The sequence below is a fragment of the Bacillota bacterium genome (genome assembly GCA_024653485.1).
Taxonomy (GTDB): Bacteria; Bacillota; SHA-98; order UBA4971; family UBA4971; genus UBA6256.
In genome coordinates this window covers 1-20,137 of record JANLFY010000008.1, presented here as the reverse complement: position 1 = coordinate 20,137, position 20,137 = coordinate 1, and the positions used below count along the sequence as shown (strand labels likewise).

Sequence of the window (20,137 nt, the reverse complement as noted above, 5' to 3'; positions counted from 1 at the left end):
GCTTCTCATGCTCGGACGATAGTAACCCCAGGGGTTGTTTCCAAGACAGCAAGATAGTTCGTTGAAACCCACTTTGATCCCTGCTTACTTTTGGGCTGCCTTTCGTTTTCGCCGTGCCCTTTTCCGTGGACGGCTTCGGGTGGCTTCGCTGCATGGCCGCGCAGCACACTTCTGATCGGTAGTCTGGGGGAATGTGGGCGATTCAGGGGGAACAGCCCCGCCCGGCACCGACATCCCGGGTGACAGGCGGGGCCGGCTACGTTCGGGTTTCAGACCGCCAGATCGTCGGCGTAAGCCCCTCGGAATTGGCTGTTGTAGAGATCCGCGTAGAAGCCTCCCATAGCGAGCAGCTGCTCGTGGGCGCCGGTCTCAATGATCCTTCCGTTGTTCATCACCAGGATGAGTTCGGCGTTTCTGATTGTGGAAAGCCGGTGGGCTATGACGAAACTCGTGCGGCCACGCATCAGCTCGGCCATGGCCTTTTGGATGTAGGTCTCAGTCCTCGTGTCCACGCTGCTGGTTGCCTCGTCGAGGATGAGAATGGCAGGATCGGCCAGAAGGGCTCGGGCGATGGTGACTAGCTGCCTCTCACCCTGAGAGAGGTTTGAGGCGTCTTCGTCCAGGACTGTGTCGTAGCCGTCGGGAAGAGCCCTGATGAAATGATCGGCCTGGGCGGCCTTGGCGGCCCGAACGATCTCCTCATCGGTTGCCCCTTCGCGACCATACGCGATGTTGTCTCTTATGGTGCCGTGGAAGAGCCAGGTATCCTGGAGCACCATGCCGAAGAGCTTGCGTAGCTCCCCTCGGTTCAGGTCCCTGATGTCCACCCCGTCAATGGTGATCCGTCCGGCGTCGACATCGTAAAAGCGCATGAGCAGGTTGACGAGGGTGGTCTTGCCCGCACCCGTCGGCCCTACGATGGCGATGGTCTGTCCGGGTTTGACCTCGATGCTGAGGTCCTCGATGAGCGGAACGTCCCTCTTGTAGCTGAACCTGACGTTCTCGAACCTCACCTCGCCCCGAGGCGAAGCAATGGCTGCAGCGTCCCTGGTGTCAGGAACCTCTTCGGTCTCGTCCAGCAGCTCGAACACCCGCTCCGCGGAGGCCACCGTCGACTGGAGGATGTTGACGATATTCGCCGTCTGGCCTATGGGCATTGTGAACATCCTTTGGTACTGCAGAAAAGCGGTGATGTCGCCGAGCTCTATCGCTCGCCTGGTAACCATCACCCCGCCTATCGCGCAGATGAGTACATACCCTATGTTGTTCATGAAGTTCATCAGAGGGAAGATCATCCCGGACACGAAGTGAGCCCGCCACGCCGCGTTGTACAGCCGCTCGTTGATCTGATTGAACCGGTCGATGGCCTTGCTCTCGTGGCCAAACGCTTTGACTATCTTGTGTCCGGTGTACATCTCCTCCACATGCCCGTTGAGCAGGCCGAGCTCCATCTGCTGCGCCGCGAAGTTGCGCTGAGAAGTTCTGGCAATCGTGGCTGTGACGAAGAAAGCAAGCGGCAGCGTGACGAGACATATCAGCGTCAGGAGCCAGCTTATGCTGAACATCATGACTATGGCGCCGACTATTCCAATAGACGCCGTGATGAGCTGCCCCAAGGTCTGCTGGAGCGTCATGCCGATGGTGTCTATGTCGTTGGTCATCCGGCTCATGATCTCGCCGTGAGTGCGTCCGTCGAAGAACCTCAAGGGCAGGCGCGCGAACTTGTCGCTCAAGTCGCGGCGCATGTCGCAGACGGTCCTCTGAGCAACGCCTGCCATGACGTATTGCGTCACGTAATTCAGAAGCGAGCTTGCGGTGTACAAGCCGGCGAGCCACAGGACTATGCGGCCGATGTATGGGAAGTCTACACCGGCCGGGAGCCCCATGAGCCTCATCCCGAACGTCCGCCCCAGGCTCGTGACGGCCTTTCCCATGACTTTGGGGCTCACGACGCTCAACGCCGTGCTCCCGACGGCCGCAAGGAATACCACCGCCAGGCGCGGCCACATCGGCCTGAGGTAGACCGCCAACCTCCTCAGCGTGCCTTTGAGATCCTTGGGTTTCTCCACGGGCCCGCCGAATCCGTGTCCGCCGCCGAAGCCGCCTCTGCCGGGTCTGAAACCGCCAGGCATCATAGGACCGACCGGCCTTGCATGTGACTGAAAAGCCCCATTCATACCGACTCTTGTCACGCCGTCCCTGCTTGTCACGCTGTCCCTGCTTACGTTTGCTTGGCTCATACGGCATTCATCCTCAGGCGATCTCTTCCTCCGGAAGCTGCGAAGCGACGATCTCGCGGTAGATCTCGCACGTCTTGAGCAGTTCCTTGTGGGTGCCGGTCCCCACGACCCTGCCGCGGTCAAGCACGACTATTCGGTCCGCGTCCATGACCGTGCTGACCCGTTGAGCGACGATCAGCACCGTGCTACCTGCCGTCTCCCTCTTCAACGCCGCCCGCAGCTTGGCGTCGGTCTTGAAGTCAAGGGCAGAGAAGCTGTCATCGAAGATGTAGATCTCAGGCTTCCTCACGAGGGCGCGGGCGATGGCCAGACGCTGCCTCTGCCCGCCCGAAAGGTTCGCGCCACCCTGAGCGATCTCGGAGTTGAACCCGTCTTTCATTTCGCAGATGAAGTCGAAGGCCTGGGCGATCTTCGCCGCCCGCGCGACTTCCTCATCCGTTGCATCTTCCTTGCCGTAGCGGATATTCTCGGCGACCGTGCCGGAGAAGAGCATCGCTTTCTGTGGGACGAAACCGATCTTCACCCTCAGCTCTTCCTGGGTCATCGCGCGAACGTCCACGCCATCGACGAGGACGCTGCCGGAGGTTACGTCGTAGAAGCGCGGGATCAAGCTGACGAGCGTCGATTTGCCCGACCCCGTTCCGCCGATAATGGCGACGGTCTCACCGGGACGAGCGCGGAATGAGACGTTCCTCACGGCGGGCTCCTCGGCGCCGTGATACCTGAACGTTACATCGCGAAACTCAACATGCCCCTCGAGGCCACCCGCCGCGGCCGACTTCGGCGCGGACGGGTCGTTGATCTCCGGCTCGATGGCCAGCACCTCGGTGATCCTGTCCGCCGAGGCTTGGGCGCGGGGGATCATGATGAAGAGCATCGAGGCCATGAGCAGCGACATCATGATCTGCATGGCGTACTGGAAAAACGCCATCATATTGCCGACCTCGAGAGTTCCGCGATCGACACGAATGCTCCCGAACCAGATGGTCGCTATCATTGTCGAGTTCATGATGAACATCATGGTAGGCATCATGAGAGCCATCAGTCTGTTGACCCTGATGGAGGTCTCGGTGAGGTCGATATTGGCGTCGTGAAAGCGCCTCCTCTCGTGGTCCGTCCGATTGAAGGCGCGAATGACTCGGATTCCCGAGAGGTTCTCCCGCACGATGAGGTTTATCCTGTCGATCTTCTCTTGGATCATCCTGAAGAGAGGGAAGCCCTTGCGCGCGACGAAGACGACCGTGGCCGCAAGGACCGGCAGGACGAAGGCGAGGATCCGCGCAAGGCCTCTGTCCTTGGACAAGGCCATTATGATCCCTCCGAAGCACATGATGGGCGCGCTTATCATCATGCGCATCATGACCATCGTCACCATCTGGATCTGCGTGACGTCGTTGGTGTTCCGGGTGATGAGGGAGGGTGTGCCGATCTTGTCGAATTCGCGCAGCGAGAACTTCTGAACATGCTCGAAGATCCTCGCCCGGAGCACCTTGCCGAAACCCATCGCAATTCGAGCAGACAAGAACGCCGCCGTAATGGAACAGGCCGTCCCGCCCAGAGCGACCAGGAGCATCAGCCTGCCCACTCGCCAGATGTGGCCGATGTCGCCCCTCATGATCCCCGTGTTGACGATGTCAGACATAAGTGTCGGAAGGTACAGCTCAGAAATGGTCTGAGTGAACACGAGACCTACCACCAGCGCTATCTCGGCCCTATATGGCTTGAGGAATCTCATCAGCTTTATCATGGCCCACCATGCCTCTCAACGGCCTCTTTCCCCTCGTTTGGAGCAAGGCCAGGCCGAAGGGATGGACAAGCTAGGCATTTGCCGCGGACTCGGTGTCGGCGGACTCGGCCCTACTCGTCCTGCTTGACGTCCTCCTCTTTGACGTCCTCCTTGGCGTCTCCCTTGGACATGCGAAACACCTTCTCGAGAAGGGTCACACGCTCGCTCAACTTCGCAAGTAGACCGCTCACCGCGTCGGCCTTGATCATCACCAAGCCGTGGCCGTCGAATCCCCCGCCAAGCACCAGCATCTTGTCGCCGGGTTTGATCCCCTGAGCCTCCCTGGCCTGCTGGGGGATGACCACCTGACCGCGTTCTCCGACAGTCACGGCCCCGTAGAAAACCGGCTCATGCCCGCGCACGACTGGTCGTCGCCCTCCTCCCGCAACGGGCTGCGCGCCGCGCGGCGGCGTTGCACGCTTGACTGCCACGCCGGCGCATGAGGACGCGCGCACTCGATCATGTATACACGAATAGTATGATAGCACGTACCTGCGGTCGCGACAAGGAGCGGTCATCCCGCTTTCCTGCGACTACGATCGCAAGGAGAGGAAGCTGTCGCGGAGAGTTCACGCACCGCTGCTGGCTCGGACGCAGACGGCGCGGCCCCGGCTGCTGGGCCGGGGCCGACAGTGCGTACCGTTCTCAGCACGTTTCTCAGCACGATTGGGCCTAGTACCACACTTCCTTCAGGACCCGCAGGATGTTCCCACCGATGACCTTCTTGATGTTCTCGGTGGAGTAGTCATGCTTGACCAGCCAGCGCAGGGTGTTCTTCGAGGCTTCGGTCGGGTTCTCGAGGCCCTTCACGTACTCCACTTCGTCGAAATGCTTGACGCCCTGCGTGCCCTTGGTGGATAGATGGGCCGCGTACGCATGGTGCAAGCCGACGTGATCGCCGTACAGCGTGTCGGGCCCGAACGCCACGTGGTCGATGCCGACCAGATCCTTCACGTATTCGAAGTGCTCCATGTACGACTCGATGGAGTGCGTCCTGTTCTTCTCCGTGAGCGTCGTATGAGGCGCCGCCTCGATGCCGATGACGCCGCCTTTGTCCGCGCACGCCTTTAGCACGTCGTCGGGGAACAGCCTTCTGCTCTCCCACAAAGCCCTCGCGCCCACGTGCGTCAGGAATATCGGCTTCTTGCTGGTCTTGATCACGTCCAGGGCCGTCTTCACGCCACAGTGAGAGCAGTCGATGGCCATTCCGATCTTGTTCATCCTCTCGACCACCTGCCGCCCGAACTGGGTGAGGCCACCGTCGTTGTCTTCACGCAGACCGGACCCAAGCGCGTTCGATTCACTGTACGTGATCCCCATGAGCCGCACGCCGAAGCCGTACAGGATGTCCACGCGGTCGACCTCGTTCTCGAGCATGGCCGCGCCCTCGATGGCCGCGACCAGGGCGATCTTGCCCTCTGCATGAGCCCGGTATATATCATCTACGCGCTCGCAACGGATGATGAAGTCCTGATGGGCGATGTCGCACAGCCTCATTCCAAGGTCGTAGAGCACGTCGCGCCACTTCCACCCAGCCTTGGAAGTGATGGTGCACGTTCCGTCCATCATGTTGTCGAACACGCAGTCAAGGTAGGAGTGGGACAGCGCCTCATACGCGGTCTTCTCCCTTCCCTCGCGGGCGTATTCGAACAGGTCGCGCTCGAGGTCTTCCGGGAATACCACGGGATGATCGTGCAGCGATATGACGATCGAATCCCGGGCTATCTCCTCCGCGCGTTTCTCTTGCTCCGGGGTGAGCGGAACCAAGTACTCGGGAACGCGTCCGATCTCCTTACACATGACGAAGTCTCTGTAGTCCACTCCAGGCTCCAGGTACTGGTAGGCTCTGTATCCGTTGTACCTTTTGTTCATACCCGTGCTGCATTCCTCCCTACGCACTGCTTGTTGCTTATTACGCGCTGCACGATGCCTAGCGGCGCCGTGCGTCCGGTTTCGTGAACGTCCCCGCAATTGTGGAACGTCGTCGCATTCTGCGTCTGGTGCAGGTCACGCGTGGTAGGCAACGGGCCACAGGCAGCGGTGTGACCTCCTGGTTGAGTCCCCATCCTCAAAGGTCGATGATCAACTTTTCCATGTCACGAGGGTAGGATGTCAACCTCTCCGGCCCCGCTTCGGTGATGAGCACCGTGTCAGACACGCGGTACCCTCCCTTGCCGGGGACGTATATCCCCGGCTCGCTCGACACGACCATTCCAGGCTTCAGAATGGTGCCGTCCCCGTCCTCGATCCACGGCGGCTCGTGATTGGAGATCCCGATCCCGTGTCCCTGGCGATGCTTGACGTAGTCCCACAGGCCCGCCTTCCGGAGCACGTCGAGACACACGCGGTTCGCGTCCCGGCAGGGCCGGCCCGACCTGAGGGCCATGGTGCCGACTTCCTGCGCTTCCCTCACAGCCTCGTACGTCTTCCTCTGCTCATCCGACGGGCTCCCCACGAAGACGGTCCTCTCGCTTTCGGCGTTGTATCCTCCGACAACGCACCCGAAGCTGAGGATGAGGTTCTCGCCCCGCCTGATCCGGCGCTTACTCGGAAGGCCATGGGGGAAGGCCGACCTCTCTCCTGAGCACACGAGTCCCGCAGCGATGCCCGACACGTAGACGATGGGGTCCAGCTCGTCGAGCATCTTGTCCACGGTTCTCCTGACCACTTCCTCGAGGATCTCTATCTCGGAGATGAACCCCCGCTCTTTAACGACCCGGACGCCCTCTTCCACCATGAAGTCGGAGTACATAGCCGCCTTGCGGATGAGCTCGATCTCCTCCTCGTCTTTCACTAGGCGCATGCCGGCTATGATGTCACCCGCCTCTGTCCAGCGCGCTTCGGGAAGGACCGCGCTCAACACGTCTCTCGCGCCCACAGATATACTGGACTCATACCCCAGTCGCCCGCGCCCGTAGCCTAGTTCGCCGAGGCGCCCGCACATCCACGAAAGTGGGTCCTCGACCCCGGGATACTCGAAGTATGTCTCTATGTCGCGGTCCCACACCTCGAGCACCTGGTCCTCCTCGAGCTTCGGTATGAAGAACCTCGGGACTTCCTCGTCGGTGGCGATGAACACCCCGATGGGCCGCTCGGTCGGAAAGTGGAAGAACCCCGTCAGGTACCAGATGCTCAAGTGGTTGAGGATGAACAGACCGTCTAGGCCTCTGTCGGCCAGCGCCTGTCTACATCTCGCTATCTTGCGCAGGTAAAAGGGTCTCGTGAGCCTCACTCGACCATCACCATCCTTCTTCGCCTTCGCGTTCCCGCTTGCCCGCTTGCGGAAAACCGCGCCTGTATCACCCGCGGCGGGTGACCGGTCGCCCGGGCCGCGCGTCGAGCTGCTTGCCGTGCGCCATCACGACCGTGCCGTTCACGATCACGTAATCCATGCCGCTCGCGCGCTTGTACGGATCAGAGTAATCCATCGCGTCCAGCGACGGGTACGATAGCGTATCCGGGTCGAACACTATCACGTCTGCCGCCTTGCCGGGCTCCAAGACCCCCCGGTCGCCGATGCGGAACTGCTTGGCCGGGAAGGACGTCATCCGCCTGATTATCTCTTCCAGCCGCACTCCTGCGCGGCGAGCCTGCTTCATGAAGGTGACCATGCACCCCGGCCGCATGAGCTCGTACCACCCCGTGGGATCCCAGTCCTCGACCATCAAAATGTCGGTGCCAGGCGAAAGCCATGGTTGCCTGATGACCTCGTCGGGCGGGAAATCCGGCGCGGCGTCCTGCCTGTCTTTCCCGAACCAGAAGGTCACCGCCTTCCCTTTAGCCAGCAAGAGGTCGAAGATGAGATCCGAGGGCTCCAGCGAGTGCGTCGCCGCAACTTCCGCCACAGTCTTGCCCTCTAGAGCAGGATCGCCCGTGTTGACTATGTACACCTTCTCGGGGTCGTGCTTGAAGAACGGCTCTTGCTCTCTGAAAAGCTCCCTGCCCTTCCGGGTGCGCATGGCCTGGAGCACCCCTTCGACGCCGACGTCGAAGTACTCGGGAGACATCGTCATTACAAACTGCACGAGCCGGTCGCCGCGCACGAGATGCCCCGTGCTCCTCGGAATCGTGTCGGCCGCGACGTCCTGCCCCTCTTCCACGGCTTTCGCGATGAGCTCATATGCTCCAGGCGCTCCCATGTGGAGATGCGAGACCTGTACCCTCGCCCCCGAGCGCCTGCCTATCTCGATGGCCTCGGCTGTCGCTGCCTCGATTCCAAGGTCGTACCGTATGTGGGATGCGTACGTGGCATCATACTCCGCGAGCACCTTGGCTAGCTCCACGATTTCGTCCGTGGCTGCGAACTTGCTCGGGATGTAGGCGAGACCCGTGGACATGCCGAGAGCGCCGTCCTCCAGGCCTTCCCTCACAAGCCTCTCGAGCTCCTTGCGCTCATCCTCGTTCGGCGGCCTGTTTATGGCGCCGCCCATCACGGCCCAGCGCAGCGTGCCGTGTCCCAGCAGGAATCCATGGCTTATGGTAGTGCCGCCGCTCGCCTCGAGACCCTCGATGTACTCTGCGAACGAGTTCCACCGGAACGGTACCGGAGTGGAGCGGAATCGCTGCGTGATAAGGCCGTTCCTGTACTGGTACTCCAGCACCCGCTCCGTCCCGTACGGGGTAACGGAGTGCCCGCAGTTTCCATTGATCGCCGTGGTTATGCCTTGGGCCACGTACGCCTCGGTGCGCGGTTGATGGAGGATGAGAAGCTCGAGGTGGGCGTGGGGATCCACGAAGCCGGGACACACGACCTTTCCCCGAGCGTCGATGACTGTTTTCGCCGCGTGGAACGATGACGCTTCCCCTTCGCGCGGCCCAAAGGGTACAGGCGCGCTCTCTCGGGAAACGTGCACTATCCGGTCGCCTTTGATTCCGACCTTCCCCATGAAGGCGTCGTTACCCGTTCCATCGATTACTCTGGCGTTGGTTATCAGAATGTCGAAGCCCTGCAAGACGCCTTACCTCCTCTTCAAGCGCGGGTTGAGGATCTCGTTGATCGCCATGCCCAGGAAATTCGCCGACATGACTAGGAGCATGATGGCGATGCTGGGGAAGAGGGTGTGCCACCAAGCCGTAACAAAGGCCCCGCTTCGGTGGGCGTTTTCAAGGATGCGCCCCCAGCTCCACTGTGTAGGGTCGCCAAGGCCGAGAAAGCTGAGCCCCGCTTCAGACAGCACAGCCGTGGCGATGGTCAGCACCATGTTCACCATGATCGGCGGGAACACGTTCGGCAGAAGGTGCTTCAGAAGTATGCGGGCGTCCGTCGCGCCCATCGCCCTCGCGGCCTCCGTGAACTGCTGCTCGGCGATGGAGAGCGCCTGGGCCCGGACGACCCGCGCCGTGGACGGCCAGCAGAAGAAGCCGATCACGAGGATCACGTTGGTCAGGCTGGGGCCGAGCACCGCGCCGAGCAGTATCATCAGTGGGAGAACCGGGAGGCTCAGGAACAGGTCGACCACGCTGGTAGTCAGGGCGTCCACGCGCCCCCTGTAGAATCCGGAAAGGAGCCCGATGGGGACCCCGATGGCGAGGGAGAGCATGGTCGCCGCGATGCCGACCAGCATGGATACTCTCGTGCCCCACACGACCTGCGCCAGGATGTCCAGTCCCATGTCGTCCGTTCCGAATGGATGACGGCTGCTGGGCGGCAGGCTCATCTCCTCCAGATTGCCGTATCCCGACGGGTAAGGCGCTATGGCAGGCGCGAATACGGCCACCAGCGCCATCACTGCAAGAACCGACAAGCCGATGGCACCCAGAGGGTTGGAAACGAGCTGCCTCACCACAGCCAGAACGTGGTGTCGCGCACCTCGCGTCCCGGGCTCGACGCCGGCCGCATCTACATCGACTGCTACAGACACTGCTCTCACCTCGCTCAAGACTCGAACCTGACCTTGGGGTCCAGGTAAGCGTAGGCCAGGTCGGTGAGTATGTTGGCCAGGATGACTGTGAAAGCGAGGATGATGAACGTGCCTTGCAGCACCGGGTAATCGTGTTGCATCACCGACTCGTAGATGAGCCTTCCAACTCCGGGATAAGCGAAGACGGACTCGGTGAGCACCGCCCCTCCAACCATGGACCCGAGCTGAAGGCCCATCATCGTCACAGTGGGCAGGAAAGCGTTCCGCAAAGCGTGCTTGAAGACCACGCTGTTCTCCGGCACTCCTTTCGCCCTGGCCGTCCGGACGAAGTCCTCTTTCAGCGTCTCCACCATGCCCGTCCTCAGAAAGAGGACGTAGCTCGCGAGGTTGATTATGGTGAGAGTGGCCGCGGGAAGCACCAGATGCTTGGTGATGCTCCTCACGGCATCCCAACCCGCCACCCCTATGTCGCACGCGCCTCCTATCGGGAACCACGGCAGCATGTATCCCAAGAGGTAGAGCAGGGTGATGGCGAGCCACGGAACGAAAACAGAATGTCCGACGATGGCGAACGCGTTGATGGCTCGGTCGAGAGCACCGCCGCGCCTCACCGCCGCCAGCACACCCAGCGGAACTCCCATGATGATGGTGAGGACGAAACTCGTGCCCATGAGGAGGAGTGTCCAAGGCAACCGGGACCATATGACCCCGGTCACGGAGCTAAGCGACCGGAAGGATACTCCGAGGTTTCCTCTTAGCAGCTGCCCGATGTATGTTAGGTACTGCGCCCACAGCGGTTTGTCCAGCCCGAAGTCGCGCAGTATCTGTTGTCGTATCTCCTCGGTCATCCTGGGGTCCATGAGCATCGCGGCGGGGTCCCCAGGCATGACCCGAACCACGATGAAAGTCAACGATACTGAAACCACGGCCGTCAGCAGGCCGCGCAGTATCCGTTTCACCATATATCTGCTCATCAGCGTTCCCTCCGATGGAGGTTGGGGGTTCGATCAACGGGACGAGCAACGGGACTGCCAAGCCGTGGACTCAGGCTGTCCGAAAAGGAAGCCTTCGAGAAAGGCAACGCCTGAGTCCACGGCCGTAGGCATAACGAGGTTCTTCAGATAGCCTGCTGAACCATATCGCGCGGCATGATTCCCTTGCGCGACGCGCGTCCTCATCCCTTCATTGGTCCGCGCACCCTCCTGCGTTCATCCTCGCGCTTTGGCTCATCCCCGCGGTGCGTGCGGTGTCCGCGCGTGGCTCACCAGCTCGCTGTCGTTCTCTACTCAGCCAAGTGGACCACAGAGAGCGACTGAGGATCCACTAGCCCGCGCAGATCGCTCGGGAACAGCCTATAGCCGGTGAACCGGTCGCGGTATGCGAAGTAATACTGCTCCACGTACAGGTGGACTTCCGGTATCACCTCGTGCAGGCGCTCCTGGATCTTGAAGACCCTGTCGCGCGCGACGTTTACGTCCCCGGTCTTGTTAGCTTCCTCTATGAGCTTGTCGAGGACGGGATCGTTAGGACCGGATTCGTTGATTCCTCCCTTTCCGTACGTGTCTGAGTGATACAGCAAGTAGAGGTAGTCGGCGGGCTCGTCCATGATGCCCCAGCGGCCCAACATGAGGTCGAAGTCCAGTGCCTTCCTCTTCGCCAGGTACGCGTTGCGCTCCATGCCGTCCGCCACGAGCTCAACTCCGATCTTGGCGAGATCGTCCTTGAGGATCTGCACGACCTTCGGCTGCTGAGCGTGTCCAGAATCGTAGAGGATCCTCACTCTGAGTCTCCCACCGCCCTTGGAAGCCGGAACCTCGCGGACCCCATCACCGTTCGTATCCTTGTACCCTGCCGCGTCTAGGATCTTCTTGGCCTGCTCGAGATCGTATGCATAGTCCTTCACATTGGGATTGTGCCAGAAGTCCAGGACCGGGGAGACGGCGGTCGCGATCGGAAGCGCGTTTCCCGCGAGGATCATCTTGTTGATTATGTCCTTGTTCACCGCATGGGCCAAAGCCTTCCTAACCTGGACATCAGCTAGGAATCCAGCCTGCTTCGAGTGCAGGTTGAAGATCATGTACGCGTACCCAAGGCTGGGCCCGGAAACAACGTTGATGCCCTTTGTTTTCTTGAGGTCGGGCACGGAGGCGGGCGGAATCGACTCAGCGCAAAGGTCCACTTCGCCCTTCTTGAGAGCCAGTATCAAAGTATTGATGTCCGGATAGACCTTGAAGATCACCTTATCGATTAGCGGCGGCCCCGACTCGACGAAGAACCCTTGCTTGACGGGTTCGAGTTCATAGTATTGACCGCGCTGGTACCTCACTAGCGCGAAAGGACCCGCTCCTATCGGTTTCTCGTTTGCGAACTGCTTGGGATCCTGTATCTTCTCCCAGATGTGCTTCGGCACGACGCGCAGCCAGAAACCAGCGCTCGGCGCGAAGCTCACGCTCGGCTCCTTGAGGTAGAACTGCACGGTACGCGAGTCGGGGGTGACGATCTTCTCCACCGACGAGAAGAGCGACGCGTTGAAACCTATGCTATGTTTGACCGTGACGTCGACGGTGAACTTCACGTCTTCGGCCGTGATCGGCGTGCCATCCTGCCACTTGGCGTCTTCTCTGAGCTTGAACCAGGCGACTCGGCCACCATCGGAGTAGCCCCATTCTTTCGCGAGGTAGGGGATCTTGTTGGCTTTCTCATCCATCACGAGAAGGCTCGGGTACATCAGATCGAGAATCCATGACGACGTGATGCTGTTGGATACAAGAACGTTGAACGTGTCCAAGTCCGTCGTAGTACCGATGACAAGAGTGCCTCCGCGTTTCTGTGCACCTGCCGCACTTGCTCCAGGTAACAGGCACAACAACACCAGGCTTGCTGCGAGTATGGTCGCGCAGAGCGACCGTCGGATATGATACTGCATCTCTTCCCTCTCCTCTCTTCTGCTAGGTTGTTGGCAGGTACTATAGCACGGTCCGGACGAGAAGGCAAGAGGGAGTCAGAAAGTCAGAATCTGGCTAACGAATCTCTTTTCGCCATGTCCGGTCGGTGTCATAGCCGGGGGAACGTCGGGGAATACTCTTTGAGCGGAGACCCCTGCCAGATGTCCTTCAGGGTGTCTCCTTAAGCGCCGGGCAAGGCGCCCTAGAAGCGTCTTTCGGACCTCGTGCGGTCCGAAGCGCGCCTTCCGAGATGTTCGACCAGGCCCCTGAGGCGGTGACGCCTGCAAGAAGGTCTCTGGCGACATCTGCTGCGGCTCGGTGCCCGGCGCTTCCTTCTGACCAGCTCTCACTAGCCTCCATGCGTGTTCTGTCGACTTTTCGCCCACTCCCTGTTTCGAGCCTGTCTCCACGTGGCGGCGTACAAGGACATGCTCGGACACGCCCGCGCGTGCGCGCGTGATTGTACGCGCTGATGATCGCGCGCCACTGCTGAGCCGGCGGCAAGCCAGGCGGTAAGCCAAGCTGTAGGCTAACAAGACAGTTCTGTCGTGGAGGAGTCTGTTGTCAAGTGAAGAATTGCTTGGTTGCGCCACTGGCGCACCTGCCACGCGACTCACAATGCGAATTGAGGAGACCAAAAGGCATAGGATGGGTCCTGACGATTCTCGTAAGCGGGACAGTGAGGTCACTCATGAGGATCAGGAAAGCGACTCCGGCTGACGCCCCGATATTGGCCAGAGTGCACGTGGATACTTGGAGAGCTACGTACAAAGGAATCATAGCTGATTCGTATCTTGCCCGCCTCGATTACCGTGCAGGAGAGGACCGTTGGAAGGCAAGCCTTGCAAGCCTTGCCGATGCGCCAGATTCAGACTCGTCACGTGGATTAACCGTGCTGGTGGCCGAGCACGAGGTGTCTGGAGTAGTGGGCTTCGCCGCAGGGGGCCCCAATCGGGACACGGAGATCGAGGAGATCGAGTGCGCCGGAGAATTGCACGCAATCTATGTCCTGCCCGAGCATCAGAGAAAGGGCGTCGGCAGAATGCTTGTGGCTGGCATCGCGAAAAGCCTGCTCGAGGCAGGCCTCCACTCGATGGCTGTTTGGGTGCTTGCCGCCAATCCGTTTCGCGAGTTCTACGAGGATCTTGGAGCCCGGGAGATCAAGCGCAATGAGATAGAGATCGGCGGCCAGCAGTATGACGCCGTATTATACGCCTGGTCCGATTTGGACATGTTATCTCGGAGCTTACAACAGGCATGAGCACGTCTCTTCGTTCGCGGAGTAAAGCGCATGATACATTGTATTGCCATGGTATTGCCATGGCCCGCCCGGTGAGCCTATCCTTGCCGAAATGGACGCAGCCACGTGCAAAGACGTTGGTGGCTGTCTGTGGCTATTGCCGATAGCTATTCCGGATAACGCACGTCGGCATATGCGAATCCGGCAGCTGCTCGAGCCTCTTGCTCCGCTACCCACGTTTCGAGACCAAGCTGGCGCATCCTCTCGCCGTCAGCCACGAGAAGCGGGTAGCGATTCAGCATCGCCAGTCTATCGCAGGGGAAATCGGAACAGAAGGGACAAGCGAGCACCTCCCGCTCCTGCGCGCACGCCCGGACGCTACAATCGGGAAAACCCGCGCCCGCTCGACATCCCGGGCAAGGCACGTCGACCAGGAGCCCGAGCCCCTCCCAGAACGCGGCGAACACCTTGTCAAGACCGGGCACATCGAAGTAACCGCGATCGTATCCCTCCTTGCGTAGGGACTCGCGCAGCGTCGCAGCCTGCTTTGGAATGCGCCGCCGGCTCGCACACAGGCCACAATACAACCCGCAATAGGCAACCTCCTCCAGATTCACACTCACTCCCCCCATCCGCCGTCTCTCCCGGCTCATACGTCGTCCGTGCGGCCATCTCCTGATCCGCCAGCTTTCAGGCCGCCTGTTCATGGCACGGCCCGGCCAGCCGATATACCGCTACGACTCAGGAGGTCACATCGCTGACCTTGACGGTCACAGCAAGCCCCTCATCGAGCCGAGCCAGGAGATCTCCGATATGCTCCCAGCCATAGTGCTTTCCATCCACGTCGACATTGTGTTCGGCTGCGCTGCGCGGCCGACCGCGATATAGTCAACGCTCACCGCTTGGCAAGGAGCATGATGGGCACTTCTAGACATCCATGCGTTTTCCTCTATGAGCCGGAACGCATCCATCAACCCACTTCGCAGGGAACGGTTTGTGAGAGAACAGGGAGGCCGCTGTTGACATCGTCTCCCTCGGGTGCTACAGTTATAGCGTCTGGATCATGTTTCCGGAACGGAGGTGGGTTGTGTGAAGAGGGCCATTGCGGGTATGTTTGCTGCTGGCACAATTCGCCTCACCCACCTTGCCGTCGGGGCATGAAGGAAGGCCCTGACATGAACGGGAACCCCTAAGAGCAGAGAACTGGGTTCCTGCCTGCAACTCATGTCAGGTGAGTCTAGACCGGCTCTGTATGCCCGCGCTGGCGGGCATTTCCGTTTGTCGAGACATCCTGTCTAGTTTCGAGCCGTGGGTGAGGCGTCGCCCACGGCTTTCCTGTGTACCGACCAGACACGATAGGCGACGGTTCACAAGGAAGGAGGCCATGGACTCAAGACGTTGAGGACAGCTTCGAAGGCGACCGACAGGATCGCTCGAGCAACCCTGTCGCACGTCACGCGAAGATGATAATGGAGGTCATGTACCGATGGCAGATAGATTGACTAAGCACCAAGTAGCAGGGATCAAGAAGAACCTCGAGCAAAAGCGCAATCGAGTCAAGATGAAGGAACGCCTCAAGGCGCGGCGCCAGGAAAGGCATGCGGGACGCCACGGCTCGCCGCGTCGCGATAATCAGGAGATCATGGAGCTCATCGATGAGTTCCTCGGTGGCTTCGATGACGACGGGGAGGTGGAGTCCGATGGGTGAACGCGTACCAGAGGACAACCTCCGCCGCGGACTCGTTCTGCAGATAGGAAACGACGTGTACCACGTCCTAGTCGACGGCAGGGCTGTCCTTTGCACGATCAGGCGCAGGCTGGTGAGGGAGACGGGCAGCGCCACAAACCCGGTCGCGCCGGGCGATCTCGTCCGCCTTGCGCTACTCGAGCACGACAAGGGCGTGATAGAGGAGATTGAGAAACGACGCAACTCGTTCGGACGGAGAGCGGCGGGCGACCGCCCCGGAGAACAAGTCATCGCGGCGAACGTCGACCGGATCGTCATCGTGTTCGCCGCAGCTGAACCCGCGTTCAGAGCGAGGGCCCTTGACCGTTACCTGGCCGTAGCCGAGCATTCCGGCATACCTTGTATCGTGTGTCTCAACAAGATCGACCTCGTGTCTCCAGAAGACGTCCAGGGAATGGCAGCTCCGTATGAGGAGATCGGATACCGCGTTCTCCGCACGTGCGTCAGGACCGGCCAGGGCGTCGACGAGCTCAATGCTGTTCTCTCAGGGAGGATCTCCGTCGTGGTAGGACCTTCGGGGGTCGGAAAGTCGTCCCTGCTCAACGCGGTCGAGCCCGGGATCAAGCTGGCCACAGGAGAAGTCGGGAAGACCACTCACCGGGGGCGGCACACGACCACCGCCTCGCGGCTCATCCCGCTGACAGCCGGTGGATTCGTAGCAGACACCGCCGGAATGAGGGAATTCGGGCTGTGGGAGATCCCGGCCAGGGACCTCGCGCCGTGCTTCCGGGAAATGAGGCCCTACATCGGAAGGTGCAGGTTCTCCGACTGCGTCCACGTTTCTGAGCCGGAATGTGCCGTGCGCGACGCCGTCGAATCGGGATTCATACGACGCTCGCGCTATGAGCATTACGTGAAGCTGGTGCGTGGTGGTCCCTGTTAAGGAGAGCCCGCCGCACGGTTTGGCGGTTCAGACGAAGAGAGGCGACGCTGAGCGGAGCGAGCAGAAAACCAGGTTGACATATCCGCCACGCGGTACGAGAATGGAGCTGGGCAAGTTCGATATTGGGCTGTCAATGACGGCCACCCTGGGCGGTGAGGTGAGGCTTCTTGAGCACTGACGACACGAGTTCCGCTGGCGCACGTTCCAGAAATGAGCCTGCTTCCCACGCGTTCATCGTGGCTCGCAATCCCAAGTCTAACACGCGGCTGCCTTACCTCATTTCCCTACCCGTGGCCGGGGAACGTCCTCTCGTCCTGGCGACCTCGGATACGTGGCCGCACGGCAAGGACCTCTTCTGCCTGGAGTTGGAGGCCGATGCGTGGCCTGCGGAATCGGAAGTGCTCGAGACAGCCCCTGTTCAGTCATGCTGGCGGGCGGGCAAGGCAGTCCACTTGGTTCTGAGGCGGCGCCAAAGGCGTCGCTCCATGTTCATCTGGACGGAGAGCCGAGGACGCACGCTTGTTTTCTGGCGGACCCAGAAGACTATGCAATCAGCACGCCCGGGAATCCGTGTGCCGGTCGCGAGGGGCTTGGAGAAGCGGGTGCTCGCGGTGGCCGTAGACCATCGGGAACGCTATCCCTGGAAGTTCCCGCGCCAGAACGCACGAACAGAGCGAAGAGAGCTCCCAGTGGGAGACTACGGTGTGTTCTTCGGAGACAAGCTTGTGGCGGCGGTGGAACGCAAGTCGCTGGGTGATGTAGTTAGCGCCGTGTCATCGGGCACCTTGAGAATGCAGCTGGCCGAGCTAAGCCAACTGCCAAGGAGCATCCTCGTGGTGGAGGGACGTCTCAGCGACATGGTGAAAGCAGCGAGAGAAGCCCGAGTCTCTACGGCGTGGCTGCTCAACGTCGTAGCAGCGTTGCAGGCGGAGTATCCGGCAGTGCAGTGGCTCTTCGCGGAGACGCGAGGCATAGCTCAGAATATGGCGTACCGCTGGCTATCCGCCGCTGTGGTCGTGCTTCGGGAGGGGTTTGAGGGTGCCGGCGAGACCGTTCCTTGGAACGACACGCAGACGGCAAGTGCGGTCGCCGAGGGCCACGTCGGGTGGGACCTCACGGGGCAAGACACAGTGCCGTCTGATTCAGGCGCCGTCTCCGTGAGAGACCATGTGGGACGCGTGCGCGAAGCTCTCGTCCTTGCCCAACGGGGCAGCGTCTGGACGGCCAGAAGCTATCAGGAACATTTCCGGGTCAGCGCGACGACAGCGTACAGAGACCTCGAAGCCCTGGTGCAAGAGGGCTACCTCACTCCCACGAAGACCAAGCGACCGAAACGCTTCGTTTGGGCGGCTGAAGGCTGAGAGCGGTCAGCGTCGGTACTCCTCGCTCTCCGACTCAAAGGCCGCGAAAGGACGTCCAAAGCGCCGGCAGAGCGACTGGACCAGCCTCCGGCCGGCGGAGGCGGCAGTAGTCAAGCCGATCACGCCGCACGCCCATTGTCCCACCATGAAGAATCCACCAAGCCCCGGGAGGGTGCTCATGAAGGCCCCCTTGAGAAAGGCGCCCATGGGATTGCCGGGGGGCATCCACGCTTGCAACCCGCGCCAGTTCCCCGTGTAGCGTTCCACGGTGAGCGGCGTGGAAACGTCAGTAACCTCCACTTGCCTGCCAAGCCCTGAAAAACGCGTTTCGAGCAAGTCCAAGACCTGTGCGGCGACCTCTTCCTTTGCGGCGCGGTATGCGTCTCCTCCGCCGGACTTCAGAGATTGCCAGAAGGCATACCTGGCCTCCAGCGGGACCTTTATCACGGACTTTCCCGGCGGGGCCATGACTGGGTCGAAATTGAGGATCTCTACGCCGAGCCTGTCCCGCACGTGTCCCGCGATCTCCACAGGTTTATCGAGGAGCAGAACGAGAGCGTGCGGCTCCCGTGAGAGATCTCGGTTCACTCCAAAGCACACGTGCAAGGCCATGTCCTGAGTCTCGGGCGCCGCGGCGTAGTACGAGCGGACAGCCTGGTTCACGTAGCGACCCTCTAGCATATCAAAGATTGTGCCGTGCCCGTCCGCCGCCGAGACCACCACGTCTCCTCGGTGCTCCGAGCCATCCGCCAGACGAACGCCGACGGCCCGTCCGTTTTCCGTGAGGATTCTCGCCACCTTCGACCTGTAGTGAACCCGACCTCCCAGGTCGCGGTAGCGCCGCTCTATGGCGCGCGAGAAGGCCAGCGAGCCCCCCACCGGCCAACCGCAGTCCCCGCGGCTCATACCCGCGATCATACTGAGGTGTACGCCCGTGGGAGTCGCAGGCATGTCATACTGGACATAACGGAACGCCCGCCGCAGAAAGGGGTCAGAGAACCGCTGAGCGAATTCGGCGAGAGTAGGCTTCATCCACCTGAGCACCTTACCGGCATGGGGGAGCAGTCTCAGCGCGCCGCCGATGCCCGCGCCCGTCAAGCTGAGGAGATCTAGGCCCTTGAAGGCGCGCACACCCTGGACGTATTCACGGATGACCCCCGTGTCGTCCTTGGCCAAGGCAACTAGATCCCGCTCAAGCCTGTCGATGTCCGGTCCAATCGTGAGAGACTTGCCAGAGGGATCTTCCACGCGGACCAGTTCCTTGTAGTGATACACGGGACAACCTCCGGCGTCGGTCCAGTCTGGACCCGCAGGGCGTGTGCGAGCCTCTGGACTGTACGGTCGAGCCAGTTCAGCTTCTTCAGCCGTGGACTCGGCTCCAGCCCGTGTGTTGCTCTCCGGTTGCAGAGCGCCCAGTTCCCGCCACATCCGATAATACCGTGAGCTTGGCGCGGTCCCAGCCAAATTGTGAATGCAGTAGTCGAACGTATAGCCCCCGCGCGTCCATGCCGTGCACAGCCCGCCCGGCTTGTCGCCCATCTCGAAGATCTCCGTGGTAAAGCCGTTCATCTGAGCGTAGCACCCTGTGGAAAGCCCCGCGACACCGGCCCCGATGATCAGGATGGAGACACCCACGCCCAACACCTCCCAGGTCTCGGGATTTCGCTCAAGCCTTCTCTTAAGGTCGTAGCTGCGAGGACGATAGCGAAAAGGACCGCAGCAAACATGTCTTGCGATGTACTGGTATTCTCCTATCATCATTCCAAGTCCTGTTTGCCACCGCCGAATTCGCGCGCTCCTCCATGCCTCTCGAGAGGCAACGCTCCTGAGCCCCGGACCGTGTCTAAAGCCTGGGCCACCCCATCGTCCTCTGCCGCTGACTCACCAGATCACCGGCAAAGACTGCCGGCTGGCGCCCGATATTCTGCGAAGGCCCTCCGTGCTCCGCTGTGATTCTGACCCTCCTATCGTTCTGGAACCCGCGACTGCGAAACGCGCCGGAAGCGTGCTCACGCGAGTACCCGGGTTCGACAGTGACAGGGCACACAGAGGGGGTTTTCGGGATCGGGGATCT

17 protein-coding genes are annotated in these 20,137 nt (G+C 60.8%); 5 read left to right on the top strand and 12 right to left on the bottom strand.

Annotated features, from left to right (window positions below; genetic code table 11):
• Positions 1-269: 269 nt before the first annotated feature.
• The 9 genes from NUW12_07670 to NUW12_07630 form a co-directional block, all read right to left on the bottom strand.
• On the bottom strand, positions 270-2,132 hold the full coding sequence (locus tag NUW12_07670; protein ID MCR4402650.1) for an ABC transporter ATP-binding protein/permease: 1,863 nt from the start codon (positions 2,130-2,132) through the stop codon (positions 270-272).
• Between the two features lie 121 nt (positions 2,133-2,253).
• Positions 2,254-3,987: an ABC transporter ATP-binding protein/permease gene (locus NUW12_07665; protein ID MCR4402649.1), complete on the bottom strand. Its 1,734-nt coding sequence runs from the start codon at positions 3,985-3,987 to the stop codon at positions 2,254-2,256.
• A 110-nt stretch (positions 3,988-4,097) separates the two neighbouring features.
• The gene (locus NUW12_07660) at positions 4,098-4,388 is read right to left on the bottom strand and encodes an AbrB/MazE/SpoVT family DNA-binding domain-containing protein (GenBank protein MCR4402648.1); all 291 of its coding nucleotides are present in this window, start codon (positions 4,386-4,388) and stop codon (positions 4,098-4,100) included.
• A 310-nt stretch (positions 4,389-4,698) separates the two neighbouring features.
• Positions 4,699-5,898, bottom strand: a complete 1,200-nt coding sequence (locus NUW12_07655; protein ID MCR4402647.1) for a dipeptidase — start codon at positions 5,896-5,898, stop codon at positions 4,699-4,701.
• Between the two features lie 196 nt (positions 5,899-6,094).
• Positions 6,095-7,258 carry a Xaa-Pro peptidase family protein gene (locus tag NUW12_07650; protein ID MCR4402646.1) on the bottom strand — a complete coding sequence of 388 codons (1,164 nt, stop codon included), beginning with the start codon at positions 7,256-7,258 and terminating at the stop codon, positions 6,095-6,097.
• Positions 7,259-7,325: 67 nt separating this feature from the next.
• Positions 7,326-8,978, bottom strand: coding sequence for an amidohydrolase family protein (locus tag NUW12_07645; GenBank protein ID MCR4402645.1), 1,653 nt, complete (start codon positions 8,976-8,978; stop codon positions 7,326-7,328).
• A gap of 6 nt (positions 8,979-8,984) precedes the next feature.
• On the bottom strand, positions 8,985-9,887 hold the full coding sequence (locus tag NUW12_07640; GenBank protein MCR4402644.1) for an ABC transporter permease: 903 nt from the start codon (positions 9,885-9,887) through the stop codon (positions 8,985-8,987).
• Between the two features lie 14 nt (positions 9,888-9,901).
• Positions 9,902-10,861 (bottom strand): ABC transporter permease, encoded by a 960-nt coding sequence (locus tag NUW12_07635; protein ID MCR4402643.1) that lies wholly within the window; start codon positions 10,859-10,861, stop codon positions 9,902-9,904.
• A gap of 308 nt (positions 10,862-11,169) precedes the next feature.
• Positions 11,170-12,813, bottom strand: coding sequence for an ABC transporter substrate-binding protein (locus tag NUW12_07630; GenBank protein MCR4402642.1), 1,644 nt, complete (start codon positions 12,811-12,813; stop codon positions 11,170-11,172).
• 710 nt (positions 12,814-13,523) lie between these two features.
• On the opposite strand from NUW12_07630, the gene NUW12_07625 reads away from it, so the two are divergent.
• On the top strand, positions 13,524-14,093 hold the full coding sequence (locus NUW12_07625) for a GNAT family N-acetyltransferase (protein ID MCR4402641.1): 570 nt from the start codon (positions 13,524-13,526) through the stop codon (positions 14,091-14,093).
• A 146-nt stretch (positions 14,094-14,239) separates the two neighbouring features.
• Here NUW12_07625 and NUW12_07620 read toward each other — a convergent pair whose 3' ends face one another.
• On the bottom strand, positions 14,240-14,704 hold the full coding sequence (locus NUW12_07620) for a DUF3795 domain-containing protein (protein ID MCR4402640.1): 465 nt from the start codon (positions 14,702-14,704) through the stop codon (positions 14,240-14,242).
• A 73-nt stretch (positions 14,705-14,777) separates the two neighbouring features.
• On the opposite strand from NUW12_07620, the gene NUW12_07615 reads away from it, so the two are divergent.
• The 4 genes from NUW12_07615 (at position 14,778) to NUW12_07600 (ending at position 18,063) form a co-directional block, all read left to right on the top strand.
• Complete coding sequence (locus tag NUW12_07615; protein ID MCR4402639.1) at positions 14,778-14,960, top strand: hypothetical protein; 183 nt, start codon at positions 14,778-14,780, stop codon at positions 14,958-14,960.
• Between the two features lie 598 nt (positions 14,961-15,558).
• Complete coding sequence (locus NUW12_07610) at positions 15,559-15,780, top strand: hypothetical protein (protein ID MCR4402638.1); 222 nt, start codon at positions 15,559-15,561, stop codon at positions 15,778-15,780.
• Positions 15,773-16,702 carry a ribosome small subunit-dependent GTPase A gene (gene rsgA / locus NUW12_07605; GenBank protein MCR4402637.1) on the top strand — a complete coding sequence of 310 codons (930 nt, stop codon included), beginning with the start codon at positions 15,773-15,775 and terminating at the stop codon, positions 16,700-16,702. Before NUW12_07610 ends, rsgA begins: the two co-directional genes overlap by 8 nt.
• A gap of 167 nt (positions 16,703-16,869) precedes the next feature.
• Complete coding sequence (locus tag NUW12_07600) at positions 16,870-18,063, top strand: hypothetical protein (protein MCR4402636.1); 1,194 nt, start codon at positions 16,870-16,872, stop codon at positions 18,061-18,063.
• A gap of 6 nt (positions 18,064-18,069) precedes the next feature.
• On the opposite strand, the gene NUW12_07595 is transcribed toward NUW12_07600, so the two are convergent.
• Together NUW12_07595 and NUW12_07590 are read right to left on the bottom strand one after the other, a co-directional pair.
• Positions 18,070-19,824, bottom strand: coding sequence for an NAD(P)/FAD-dependent oxidoreductase (locus tag NUW12_07595; GenBank protein ID MCR4402635.1), 1,755 nt, complete (start codon positions 19,822-19,824; stop codon positions 18,070-18,072).
• 82 nt (positions 19,825-19,906) lie between these two features.
• Positions 19,907-20,137, bottom strand: a 231-nt coding sequence (locus tag NUW12_07590) for a hypothetical protein (GenBank protein ID MCR4402634.1), incomplete at its 5' end; no start/stop codon positions are given.